This window comes from Streptomyces shaanxiensis (genome assembly GCF_039537145.1).
Classification (GTDB): domain Bacteria; phylum Actinomycetota; class Actinomycetes; order Streptomycetales; family Streptomycetaceae; genus Streptomyces; species Streptomyces shaanxiensis.
Genome location: NZ_BAAAZY010000012.1, coordinates 362,188 through 375,260 on the forward strand (window position 1 = coordinate 362,188; position 13,073 = coordinate 375,260).

Sequence of the window (13,073 nt, forward strand, 5' to 3'; positions counted from 1 at the left end):
GGGGTGACCGTCCCTGGGGGCCGGCGCCATCAGACCCCCGATCGGCCTGAACGGCCTCGTCCTCAAACGCCGGACGGGCTGATCACCTCCAGCTCCTCGATCATGGCTGCACGCAAGCGCAACGTCGTCACCAGGCGCTGGAACGCCTCCGCCCAGTACCCTCCGGCCCCCGGCGACGCGTCCTCCGGCTCGTCGGGTACCGCCACCAGGCCGTCGAGGCGGCTCGCCTCGGCCGGGTCGAGGCAGCGCTCGGCCAGGCCCATCACGCCACTGAAACTCCATGGATAACTCCCCGCGTCCCGCGCGATGTTGAGCGCGTCGACCACCGCCCGCCCGAGCGGCGGCGCCCACGGCACCGCACACACCCCGAGCAGCTGAAACGCCTCGGACAGACCGTGCGTCGCGATGAATCCGGCGACCCATTCGCCCCGTTCGGCGGCGCCCAGCGTGCCGAGGAGCTTCGCCCGCTCGGCCAGGGACACCGCTCCCGGCCCGCCGGCTTCGGGGGCCGAGGGCGACCCGAGGAGCGCCCGCGCCCAGTCGGCGTCCCGCTGCCGTACCGCCGCCCGGCACCATGCCGCGTGCAGCTCGCCCTGCCAGTCGTCCGTCACCGGCAGTGCCACGAGCTCTCCGGGCGTACGACCGCCGAGCCGTCCCGGCCATGTGCCGAGCGGCGTCGCCTCCACCAACTGGCCGAACCACCACGACCGTTCACCCCGCCCCGCCGGAGCGTTGGACACAATGCCGTCGCGCTCCATGTCCGCATCGCACTGGTGCGGCGCCTCGACGCTGATCGTCGGCGTCGTCCGGGTGTGGTCCAGGGCCACGCACGCCCCGGCGCGTGCCGCCATCCGTGCGGCGAGCGCCGAACCCGGCAGCGCGGAGAGCAACTCCGCCGCCGTCGCCCGGACATTGCGGCTCCGGTCGGCCAGTGCCTGCTCCAGGAACGGCTCGTCCTGCGGTTCCAGCCCGGTCCGCAGCGAGTCCAGGAACATCAGCCGGTCCTCGGCGCGCTCCGTCGCCCACGTCGTGGTCAGCAGCTCGCGCGCGGCGCCGGGCTTTCGCGCCCGTATCGCGGAGAGCAGGGCGACCCGCTCGGCGAACAACCCCTCCTGCCACAGCTGTTGGACCTCGGCAGCGTCATCGAGGTGCGGCAGCGCCGCGCCGCCGCCGGGTGTCGCGCGTAGGGCGAAGCGCCAGTCCGGGTTCAGCCGGGCGAGCCACACCGCCCGTGGACCGGCGAAGGTCAGCGCCGCGGGCCGTAGATCGGTACGCCCCCGCGCCGCGTCCAGCAGCGTGGGCAGGGACTGCGGAGGCGGTGCGTAACCGCGGTCGTTCGCCGTCGCGAGCCACTGGGGCAGCAGTTCCATGAGGTCGGGCGCCGTGCCTCTGCGGCCGCCGCCTGCCACGCCGGGACGGTCGGCCAGCAGCATCGCCAGCCTGCGGGCCGCCGCCGCGGGCAGAGCGGGGCGCGGATCATCGGGGGCCGGCCGCGGCCGCTGCGCGGCTCGCGTCGGGCGCAGCCCGGCCCGCCGTCTTACGGTCTCCACGGCCGCCGCGTCCAGCAGCGCCACCGGCGCCTCCCGGCCCGGTTCGCAGCCCGGTGGCGTACGTCGGTCCGTCCCGAGCAGAGCCGCCGTGACGAGCTCCTCCCAGGCGCCCGGCGCGGGCGGGTTCACGGGAGGCGAATCCACAGGAACGGAGGGGCTGTTCATGAGGGTCCTTCCTTTCTGCCTTCGTGCTGGATGCCGTGGGTTGGGGGCGTCCGTGGCAAGGTCGTGCCGAGGCGCACCGCTCAGCACAGCTGCACCGCCTCGCCCGTGCCCTCCGGCCAGGCCGTCAACGGGGTGAAGCCGCGGTGGCCGCACTCACCGAACACCTTGACCGGGGCTCCGCCCGACAGTGCGACCAGGCGCCACAGGCCCGGGCGGGCACGCGCGGCCGGGGTGAGCGGCAGGGCCGTCTCCGCGTCGGCGTCCGCCAGCTGCCACGAGTCGCCGTCCGGGGTCGGCACGACCCGGCCCAGGGTCACCGGGACCGAGTCCAGCCACGGGTCGTCGCGCAGCGCCTCGCCGTAACGGGCGGTCGCCTCGGCGGTCGTCACACCCGGTGGCCGTATCGCCGCCGGCGCGGGCGGCGCGAACTGCTCGCCCAGAGCCGCCCGCAGCTGCCCGGCGCCCGGGTACGCCGACACCTCCGCCTCCAGGGCCAGCCCCACCGGGAGCGCCAGCTCCGGGGCGCGGCCGGCGGCGCCGTAGGAGAGGAGCAGCGCCGTACGGCCCGAGTCGGCGCCGTACAGCCATATCCGGCGCGTCGTCAGTTTCACGTCCGCCGCGTCGTACTGGGCGAGGACCAGCCAGCGGTCCCGGACCGGTGGGCCGTCCGCCGACGCGGGCAGGCCGATGCGGGAGCGGACCGTGTCCGCCAGGCTGTCGGGCAGCCGCTCGCGGCCCAGCCAGCCTTTGTCGAGGAGATGGAGCAGGGCGCACTCCTCCAGCAGGCGCACCGGCCAGCCGGGGCCGGACGCCGGGATCGCCCCCAGCTCCCGCACCCGCGCGGCCAGTCCGGGGGCCTGCGCGTCGACCATGCGGGCCGCCGTCTCCTCCCACAGGCCGTACCCCGACTGTTCCGCGCCGGCCAGGCCGCCGCGCAGCAGGTCCGCCAGGCGCTGCTCCAGCTCCGTGGCCCCCGCGGTGACCCGCGCGGCCCGGCGCTCCGCCCTGCGCCGCGCCGCCTCCGGGTCACCCGACCCGGAGGCGGTACCGGACGCGCCCGCTGTCCGCTTCTCTTCCGCGCGCTGCCTTCTCCCCTTTATCCACTCCTCCGCCCAGTCCGGCGGCGACCCGGGCGGCACGGCTCCGTCGCCCTCCGCCCAGAGCAGCAGCAGCCCGAGCGCGTGCTTGCACGGGAACTTCCGGCTCGGGCAACTGCACTTGTACGCGGGCCCGGAGGCGTCCGCGATGTCGATGACCGTCTGATACGGCTTGCTGCCACTTCCCTTGCACAGTCCCCACACCGTCCCCTCGTCGGCACTCCCCGCCTCGGACCACGGCCCCGCCGCGCCGAGTTTGCTTCCCGCTTTGCGTGATGCGGCGTCAGGCGCCAAGGCCAGCACCTGGTCCGCGGTCCAGCGCACCCCCTGCTGAGTCATGTCATCGAAGGTAGGTCCCACCACTGACAATCGGCCGGGGCGAAGGCCTCGCCGACGGTCTCGTGAGCGCGTTTTCGCAGGTCGGAACGCGTTGTCAGTGGCGTGGTGCACGGTGGGTGCCAGATCCGAGACCGGCTGAACCGGCCGAGCTGGAGGGGGACTTCGCCATGCCTGTGTCCGTAGAACCGACGTCCGTCGAAGCGGGGGAGTCGGACCCGACCGAAGAGTTGCGTCCGCACGCCGAGGACGCCTTCGCCCATGAACTCGCCGCGCTGGCCGCACAGGACGACCGTCCCCGCCCGGCCCGCTGGAAGCTGTCGCCGTGGGCCGTGGCGACCTATCTGCTCGGCGGCACGCTGCCGGACGGCACGGTGATCACACCGAAGTACGTCGGCCCGCGCCGCATCGTCGAGGTCGCCGTCACCACGCTCGCCACCGACCGCGCCCTGCTCCTGCTCGGCGTGCCCGGCACCGCGAAGACCTGGGTCTCCGAGCACCTGGCCGCTGCGGTCAGCGGCGACTCGACGCTGCTCGTGCAGGGCACGGCGGGCACGCCGGAGGAGGCGATCCGGTACGGCTGGAACTACGCGCAGCTGCTCGCGCACGGGCCGAGCCGGGACGCCCTCGTGCCCAGCCCGGTCATGCGGGCCATGGCGGAGGGGATGACGGCCCGGGTCGAGGAGCTGACCCGTATTCCGGCCGACGTGCAGGACACGCTGATCACGATCCTGTCGGAGAAGACCCTGCCGATACCGGAGCTGGGGCAGGAGGTGCAGGCGGTCCGCGGCTTCAACCTCATCGCCACGGCAAACGACCGGGACCGTGGCGTCAACGACCTCTCCAGCGCCCTGCGCCGCCGTTTCAACACGGTCGTGCTGCCGCTGCCGGAGAGCGTCGAGGCGGAGGTGGACATCGTCTCCCGCCGTGTCGACCAGATCGGCCGCTCCCTCGAACTGCCGGCCGCGCCCGACGGCATCGACGAGATCCGTCGCGTCGTGACCGTTTTCCGTGAGCTGCGGGACGGGGTGACGTCCGACGGCCGCACGAAGCTGAAGTCGCCGAGCGGCACGCTGTCGACGGCCGAGGCGATCTCCGTGGTCACCAACGGCCTTGCTCTCGCCGCGCACTTCGGCGACGGGGTGCTGCGGCCCGGTGACATCGCCGCCGGCATCCTCGGCGCGGTCGTCCGTGACCCGGCGGCCGACCGGGTCATCTGGCAGGAGTACCTGGAGGCGGTCGTGCGTGAGAGGGACGGCTGGACGGACTTCTACCGGGCGTGCCGGGAGGTGAGCGCGTGAACGGCGAGAGCGACGACCTGGGGTGGGGCCGGCCGAGTGGTGGGTCGAAGTCGGGTGGGTCTGTGGTGGGAGTGGTCAGGGAGATGGGGCGTCGGGTGGACGGGGGCTGACGGGCGGGGCGTCTGACGCCGGGCTCTGGCGGGCGGGTCTGGTGGGCGGGTCTGGCGGTCGGGGCCTGACGGCGGGCTCTGGTGGGCGGGACCTGGTGGACGGGTCTGGTGGGCGGGTCTGGCGGACGGGGCGCGGTCTGACGGTCGGAGCCGACGGACGGGGTCTGGTGGGCGGGGCCTGACGGGCGGGACCTGGCGGACGGCGAGGCCTGACGGATGGGACCTGATGGGTGAGACCTGGCGGGGCGGTGTGATCGGTGGCGGTGTCGGACAGTTGGGGAGCGAGGGGGACGGTGTGACTGGCGTTGAGAAGTCCGGGAGCGAGGGCCGGGGTGTCGGCCCGCTGCTGCTGGGCGTACGGCACCACGGGCCCGGGTCGGCGCGGGCCGTGCGGGGGGCGTTGGAGGCGGCCCGGCCGCGGGTCGTGCTGATCGAGGGGCCGCCCGAGGCGGATGCCCTGATCGCGCTCGCCGCCGACGAGGCCATGCGGCCGCCGGTCGCCCTCCTCGCCCACGCCGTGGACGAGCCCGGCCGCTCGGCCTTCTGGCCGTTGGCCGAGTTCTCCCCGGAGTGGGTCGCGATCCGCTGGGCCCTGGAGCACCGGGTCCCGGCCCGTTTCATCGACCTGCCGGCCACGCACACGCTGGCGTGGGGCAAGGACGCGGAGCGGGTGTCTGCCGACGAGCGGGGCGGCGGGCCTGGCGGAGAGAGTGCGGGAGAGGGGGGCGGCGCGCCTGCCGGCGAGGGGGCCGGCGAGCCTGGCGACCGGCGGACTGGTGATCCTGGTGGAGAGAGGGCCGGTGCGCGTGGCGGGGAGCCCACTCGGCAACGGGGCGAAGAGGCTGGCGATGAGCGGGGCGGCGCGTCTGGGGACGAGCGGGGCGGGGAGCCTGGCGGAGAGCGGGCCGAGGGGAGCGGAGAGTCGGCCGAGGGGAGTGGATCCGGTGCGGATGTCCGGGTCGATCCTCTGGCCGTGCTTGCCGACGCCGCGGGTTACGACGATCCCGAGCGGTGGTGGGAGGACGTCGTCGAGCACCGGGGTGTGGGGGACGGGGACGCGTTCGCGCCGTTTCTCGGGCTGGAGGAGGCCATGGGGGCGCTGCGGGAGGCGTACGGGAGTGGTGGGCATGAGCGGGATCTCGTGCGGGAGGCGTATATGCGGCTCCAGGTTCGGGCCGCTCAGCGGGAGTTCGGGGACGACATTGCCGTGGTGTGCGGGGCGTGGCATGTGCCCGCGCTGCGGCAGAAGAGCACCGTGGCCGCCGACAAGGCCCTGCTGAAGGGGCTGCCCAAGGTCAAGGCGGACATGACCTGGGTGCCGTGGACGTATCGCCGGTTGGCTCGGGTCAGCGGGTACGGGGCGGGGATCGACTCGCCGGGGTGGTACGGGCATCTCTTCGGCGCGCCGGACCGGCCGGTCGAGCGGTGGATGACCAAGGTGGCCGGGCTGCTGCGGGACGAGGACCGGATCGTGTCCTCGGCGCACGTCATCGAGGCGGTGCGGCTGGCCGAGACGCTCGCGGCGATGCGGGGGCGCCCGTTGCCGGGGCTGAGCGAGACGACCGACGCGGTGCGGGCGGTGATGTGCGACGGCTCGGACGTGCCGTTGGCGCTGGTGCGGGACCGGCTGGTCGTGGGGGACGTGCTGGGGGAGGTGCCGTCGTCGGCGCCGGCGGTGCCGTTGCAGCGGGACCTCGACCGGATCCAGCGTCGGCTGCGGCTCAAACCGGAGGCGCCGGAGCGGGAGTTGGAGCTCGACCTGCGCAAGGAGAACGACGCCGAGCGCAGCAGGCTGCTGCACCGGCTGCGGCTGCTCGGCGTGGAGTGGGGTGAGCCGGTCGCGTCGCGAGGCAGTACGGGGACGTTCCGGGAGACGTGGCGGCTGCGGTGGGAGCCCGAGCTGTCCGTGCGGGTCGCGGAGGCCGGGGTCTGGGGGACCACCGTGTTCGCGGCGGCGACCGCCAAGGCGGAGGCGGACGCCGTCGCCGCGCAGGGCCTCGCCGACGTCACCGCGCTCGCCGAGCGCTGCCTGCTGGCCGAACTGCCGGACGCGCTGCCCGTGGTGATGCGGATCCTCGCCGACCGGGCCGCCCTGGACACCGACGTCGGCCATCTCGCCCAGGCCATGCCCGCGCTGGTCCGCTCCCTGCGGTACGGGGACGTCCGGGGCACCGACACCGGCGCGCTGGCAGAGGTCGCCGCGGGTCTCGCCGAGCGCATCTTCGTCGGCCTGCCCCCGGCCTGTGCCGCCCTGGACGCGGACGCGTCCGAGGAGATGCGGCGGCATGTGGACGCGGTGCACGGAGCGGTGGGGCTGCTGGGTGACGCGGTGGGTTCGGCGGAGGACGCACTGGGCTCGGAGGCATCCGGAGCGGGGTGGGATGTCGGGGAGCCGGAATCCGGGTCGGGGCGAGGCGCCGAGGTCTCGGTGTCCGGGTCGGCCCGGGATACCGAGGACTCGGTTTCCGCATCGGGGCGGGACGGCGCCCGCTCCGCCCCGGGCAACCCGCCGGGCGCCCTCGGCCACGGGGATCTGCGCAAGCGGTGGCACAGGGTGCTCCGGGTGCTGTCCCTACGGGACACCGTGCCCGGTGTCATTCGGGGGCGGAGCGTGCGGTTGCTGCTGGACGACGGGGAGTTGGTGCAGGACGAGGCGGCGCGGCTGATGGGGCTCGCGTTGTCGCCGGGGACGCCGCCGGCCGACGCGGCCGCGTGGATCGAGGGGTTCGTCGGTGGGGGATCCGGTGGCGGGATGCTCCTCGTACACGACGAGCGGCTGCTCGGGTTGGTCGACGCGTGGCTGACGGGGGTGTCGGCGGACGCGTTCACGGATGTGCTGCCGCTGCTGAGGCGCACCTTCTCGGCGTATGAGCCGGGGGTGCGGCGGACGCTGGGGGAGCTGGTCCGGCGTGGGCCGGGGCAGCGGGGGAGCGCGGGGGTCGGCGGTCCGGGCATACCCGGCTTCGCCGCCGAACTCGACGCCGAGCGGGCGGACGCCGTGGTGCCGGTGGTGCGGTTGCTGCTGGGGCTTGAGCGACTGGGACAGGACATCGAGAGCGGCCTCGGCGACAACAGGCGGGCGGGCCGCGAGAACGACCTTGTGAAGGCGACGGGATGACTGGGGCGACGGGATGACTGCTGATGGTGTGAGGGAGCCGAGGGCGCGGGGCGGAGCGGTGGGCGCCGTCGGGCAACCGCATCGGGTGTCGGCGCCGGGCCGGCCCACGACGACCGTGCCGGTGATCCCGTTGTGGGAGCGGCCTAGCAAAGGAGCGTGCCGATGACGAACACGGCGAACACGGCGAACACGGCGAACACGGCGAACACGGCGAACATGATGGACGGGGCGAACGCGACGAACACGACGGGCGAGGCGATGGACCCGGCGCCGGAGCGGCTTCGGCGGTGGCGGATGGTGCTGGGCGGAGACGACGCGGACGGCACCGGGTACGCGCTCTCCGGAAAAGACGCCGCGATGGACGGGGCGCTGGCAGCTCTCTACGGCAAGGGGGACAAGGGGCAGTCGGGAAGGGACCGTTCGGCGGGGCTCGGGGCGTCGGCGCCGTCCGTGGCGCGGTGGCTCGGGGACATCCGGACGTACTTCCCGTCATCCGTCGTCCAGGTCATGCAGCGGGACGCCATCGACCGACTCGGACTGTCCACACTGCTGCTGGAGCCGGAGATGCTGGAGGCGGTGGAGGCCGACGTGCATCTCGTCGGCACGCTGCTCTCGCTCAACCGGGCGATGCCGGAGACGACCAAGGAGACGGCACGCGCCGTCGTGCGCAAGGTCGTCGAGGACCTGGAGAAGCGGCTCGCCACCCGCACCCGGGCCACCCTCACCGGCGCCCTGGACCGCAGCGCCCGGATCAACCGGCCGCGCCATCACGACATCGACTGGAACCGCACGATCGCGGCCAACCTCAAGCACTACCTCCCGGAGTACGGGACGGTCGTGCCGGAGCGGCTCATCGGGTACGGGCGGGCGTCGCAGTCGGTGAAGAAGGAGGTCATCCTCTGCATCGACCAGTCGGGGTCGATGGCGGCCTCGGTGGTGTACGCGTCGGTGTTCGGGGCCGTGTTGGCGTCGATGCGGTCCATCAGCACGCGGCTGGTCGTCTTCGACACGTCCGTCGTCGACCTCACCGACCAGCTCGACGATCCGGTCGACGTCCTCTTCGGCACCCAGCTCGGCGGTGGCACGGACATCAACCGGGCGCTCGCGTACTGCCAGTCGCAGATCACCCGGCCCGCGGAGACGGTGGTCGTGCTGATCAGCGACCTGTACGAGGGAGGCATTCGGAACGAGATGCTCAAGCGGGTCGCCGCGATGAAGGCGTCGGGCGTGCAGTTCGTGGCGCTGCTGGCGCTGTCGGACGAGGGGGCACCCGCGTACGACCGGGAACACGCGGCCGCACTCGCGGCGCTGGGCGCACCGGCCTTCGCCTGTACGCCCGACCTGTTCCCGGAGGTGATGGCTGCGGCCATCGAGAAGCGACCTATTCCGGTGCCGGACGCCGCATGACGAGAGGGATGAGGAGGGCAATGGCGAGGATTTGCCGGTGATTTGTCGACCTGGTGACGACCGACTTGGGCCAGCAAAACGGACATGAGTGCCCATCGGTAGCGGGGGGCTTGCGTGACCTCGGGAGGGGCGTGCGAGGATCGACGCGCCTCTTCAGCGGTGCATCGCGCCCCGCTTGCCCGCACTACACCACACCGCACACACCGCGTCGCGCCGACTCGACGCCCACCACGTGTACTTCGTTCCGCCGCACGGGAGGACCCACCCCGTCTTGACCTGGTCAGCAGCTTTGCCCGTAGCCGCTCTGCGCGTCCTGCGCACGGCGGCCGGGCGGCGTGCGCTGCAGGTGGCGTTGGTGGTGGGCGGTCTGTTCGCGCTCGGGTTCCTCTGCGGGGAGCGGGCGTATGCGGCGGACGGGGTGTCGGTGGGCTCCGGCACAGCGTCCACACCGTCCATTTCGGTGTCATCGGTGCCATCGGTGTCTTCGGCGTCTTCGGTCTCGGCTCCCGACGCCTCCGTCGGCGCCTCGCCCTCGGCGCCGAAGGACGAGGGGACCGCCCCGGCCCCGGCCCCGCCGGCAACTCCGCACCCCTGGGCCCTCCACGCCCCGGCCCCGGCAGCCCCGCACCCCGCCGACACCGACACCGATACCGACAACGCCGACCACGCCACCGCCCCCGACGCCACGGACGACCAGGTTCTCCGCCCGGTGACCCACGGCGTCCTCCCCGGCGTGGGCGATCGCGTCGTCAAGCCGGTCGTCGAGGTGGTCGAGTCGGCGACCGAGGGCCTGGCGGAGGCGCCGCCGCTGTCGGCGTTGCCCACTCTGCCTGCGCTGCCCTCCCTGCCGACCGTGCCGGAGTCGCCGACCTGGCCGAGTTGGCCGGGGTTCGAAGTCCCCGGCGTGCCCAGCTTCCCCACCCTCCCGAACCTCCCCGGCATCCCCGCCCAGACCCTGCCCGCGACCTTCACCCCGACGCCGCAGCCGGGACCGGCGGCGCCCGCGCCCGGTGACGGGAGCGACGGCGAGGGCCGTACCGGCACCGCCGCACCCGTCGCCTACGGTCCGCGATACGTAGCCGACTCCGCCGCGCCCGGCGTCCCGGCGCCCACCGGCGCGCACCGTGGTGCGCCCTCCGTCGGCGCTCCCGCGCAGCAGGCGCCGGTCGATCACCCGGGCGGTGTGGGCGGCAGCCGTTCGGCGGGCGACAACAGCACGCCTCGGCACGGGGACGCGCACGCCGTCTCGCTGAGCCAGCGGGCGCCGCTGCGGCTGGTGCCCGGCGCCGCCGCCCGTGCCGACGTGGACGAGATCCAGGACAGGCACGGGGACATACCGGTTTCCCCCGCGTAGGACAGCAGGCCGACCCTCCCCGCCACAGACCTGCCGCGCGGGGGCGGAAACAGGTCTGCCCGACCGTCCGGACCCCCAGTTCCCGGATGTCCCTCTGACATCCCACTGACATCCCCCGGACGGAAGCCGCCGGAGCCGTACCCGGTCCCGCTGGTCCCAACTCCCCGGACCGCGACCGCGTCAGGCACCGGAATGTCCCCAAACCGTCCGAAGTCCCGAAGCCTCGGAGTCCCTTCCCGACTCCGTTCCTCCGGGGGCCTTCGGAGCCCAAGATCTAGGGATCCGACGCACGCATGAACAAGAACATTCGCCGTTCGATCGTCATAGCCGCCGGAGTCACCGGCGCCTGGGCGCTCGGCTCGACCGTCGCCAGCGCGGACGAGCTGCCCGCCTCCACTCTCTCCGTACCGGACACCACCACTGACGCGACGGACGCGGCCGACAGCGCCGACGCCACCGACCTGCTCGGCGGGGTCACCGACACCCTCAACGGCGTCGTCTCCGACGTGACGGACACCGTCTCCGGCGTCACCGACGGCGCCACGAGCACGGCCACCGACACGGCCGGCACGGCTGCCGACACGGCCAGGACGACGCCCGCGAGCGCCGCCGATCAGGCCCGCCGTTATGTCGACGCCAAGGTCGCGGTCCCGTCCGCCGGCAAGGCCGCCACCTCCACCACGGCCGCCAAGGCGAAGGGCGCGGCCCACGCCATCCAGGGCGCCAAGGCAGCCCGCGCGAACCAGGCCGTGCAGGCCGCGGCCCAGGTAGAGGCCGGTGCCTCCGCAGGCGTCACCGGCATCGGCAACGCACCCCACGACACCCCGCAGCTCCCCGACACCTCGGGCACCCCCGGCACCATCGACTACCTCTTCGGCCCCCTCGCCGCCTTCGCCCCCGAGCTGGAGCAGGCGCTCGCCGCCACGCAGACGAGGCTGCACGGCACCCAGGCGGCGGCCCGTGCGCAGGTGCAGGGTGTCGAGGGCGTCGTACGGACGAAGGCGCAGTACGCCGTCGCGGGCGCGGGCCGCACCGGAGCGGGTGCGCAGGACGTCGCCCAGGCCGCTGTGAGCCACGTCAAGGGCGAGGCGACGGCCACGGCGGCCGACGCGACGGCCACGGCCACCGGCAGGGCAACCGCGGTCAAGACGGCCGCCGAGGCCTCCGTCGCCGCCGTCCCGAGCCATGTCACCGGCACGGTCGGCGGCGTCGAGCAGCGGGTCGTCGGCACGGTCAGCACCGTCCCCGGCACGGTCACCCCGGTCGTCGAGCAGACCGGCGACGCGGTCGTCCCGCCGCTCGCCACCGAGGCCGTGCACGGCGTGCTGCCCGTCGCAGGGCGCGCCGTCGGCGGAGTCGTCCCGGCGGCCCAGCACGCCGTCGCCGGTGTCGCACCCGCCGCCACCCACACCGTGGCCGGGGTGACCCCGGTCGCCGCCACCGCGGTGGACAGTGTCCAGTCGGTGGCCGGCGGCGCGGTGAGCGGCGTGCGGCCGGTCGTCGGCCAGGCGGTGGACGGCGTCGTGCCGGTCGCCCAGGGCGCGGTGGCCGGGGTCGCCCGGACCGCCGGGCACACGGTCGACGCCGCGACCGCGCTGGCGTACGGCGTCGTCGCCGACGTCCAGCCCGTGGCCGGTCAGGCCGTCGCGGGCGTGCAGCCGGTCGTCGCCGGTGCCGTCCAGGGGGTCCAGCCGGTCGTCGGCGGGGTCGTCCAGGACGTGCCGCCGGTGGCCCACGGCGCGGTCGGCGACGTACAGCACGTCGCGTACGGCACCGTCGCCGACGTCCGGCCCATCGCCTACGGTGCCGTCTCCGACGTACAGCCGGTCGTGCAGGGCGTCGCCGCGGACGTACCCCCGTACGCCACCGGTCTGGTCGGCCAGGTCACCGCGGACGGGACGGGCACGGTCCTGCCGCCCGTCGCCGACACCGCCGTGCACGGCGTCGTGCCGGTCGCCGGGCAGGCCGTCGGGGACGCGGGCGCGCTGGCGTACGGCGTGACCGGGGATGTGCAGCCCTTCGCGGGCGGCGTCGTCGGCCAGGTCGACCCCTTCGCCCACGGTGTCGCGGGCCAGGCCGTTCCCTTCGCCGAGGGCGTCACCGGGCAGGTGCAGCCGTTCGCGTACGGCGTCACCGGCGCCGTGCGGCCCGTCGTGGACCAGGTCGTGGACACCGTCAGCCCGGTCGTGCAGGGCGTCGGCGGCAGCGCCACGACCCTGGCGTACGGCGTGGCCGGCGAGGTGCAGCCGTTCGCGGGCGGTGTCGTCGGCCAGGTGGACCCCTTCGCCCACGGTGTCGCGGGCCAGGTCGCGCCCTTCGCCGGAGACCTGACCGGCACGGTCCAGGACTCGGCCGGTCCGCTGGCGGGCAACGCCGTCGGCGGCGTGTACGGGGTCGGCCAGTCGATCACGCCGGGTTACGCGCAGGACCTCCACGACGGCGGCGCGTACCGCATCTGACGCACCACCCCAGTCGTCGTACGGCGGCCCCCGGCGGAGCCCCGTACGACGCACCACCCGCCGCCACGGCGGACGCGACCACCGCGGTCGCACGCACCGCAGCGCAGCGAGGCAGCGCATGCACCGCACCCACAGCGGAGCACCGCGCACGCTTCACGCACCGGGTGCGACCGCGG

General features: G+C 74.4%; 7 protein-coding genes. 5 read left to right on the plus strand and 2 right to left on the minus strand.

Features of this window, described 5'->3' with window-relative positions; translation table 11 throughout:
- Positions 1-62: 62 nt before the first annotated feature.
- A complete protein-coding gene (locus ABD932_RS24695) occupies positions 63-1,715 on the minus strand; it encodes a DUF5691 domain-containing protein (RefSeq protein WP_345015697.1) in 1,653 nt (550 codons plus the stop codon).
- Positions 1,716-1,795: 80 nt separating this feature from the next.
- A complete protein-coding gene (locus tag ABD932_RS24700; protein ID WP_345015698.1) occupies positions 1,796-3,151 on the minus strand; it encodes an SWIM zinc finger family protein in 1,356 nt (451 codons plus the stop codon).
- Between the two features lie 167 nt (positions 3,152-3,318).
- On the opposite strand from ABD932_RS24700, the gene ABD932_RS24705 reads away from it, so the two are divergent.
- From ABD932_RS24705 to ABD932_RS24725, 5 genes are all read left to right on the plus strand, one after another.
- The gene (locus tag ABD932_RS24705) at positions 3,319-4,449 is read left to right on the plus strand and encodes an ATP-binding protein (protein ID WP_345015699.1); all 1,131 of its coding nucleotides are present in this window, start codon (positions 3,319-3,321) and stop codon (positions 4,447-4,449) included.
- A gap of 336 nt (positions 4,450-4,785) precedes the next feature.
- Complete coding sequence (locus ABD932_RS24710; protein WP_425587509.1) at positions 4,786-7,677, plus strand: DUF5682 family protein; 2,892 nt, start codon at positions 4,786-4,788, stop codon at positions 7,675-7,677.
- Between the two features lie 216 nt (positions 7,678-7,893).
- On the plus strand, positions 7,894-9,084 hold the full coding sequence (locus ABD932_RS24715; RefSeq protein WP_345016380.1) for a VWA domain-containing protein: 1,191 nt from the start codon (positions 7,894-7,896) through the stop codon (positions 9,082-9,084).
- A 271-nt stretch (positions 9,085-9,355) separates the two neighbouring features.
- Positions 9,356-10,438 (plus strand): hypothetical protein, encoded by a 1,083-nt coding sequence (locus tag ABD932_RS24720; RefSeq protein ID WP_345015701.1) that lies wholly within the window; start codon positions 9,356-9,358, stop codon positions 10,436-10,438.
- A gap of 293 nt (positions 10,439-10,731) precedes the next feature.
- On the plus strand, positions 10,732-12,897 hold the full coding sequence (locus ABD932_RS24725; protein ID WP_345015702.1) for a hypothetical protein: 2,166 nt from the start codon (positions 10,732-10,734) through the stop codon (positions 12,895-12,897).
- Positions 12,898-13,073: the final 176 nt, after the last annotated feature.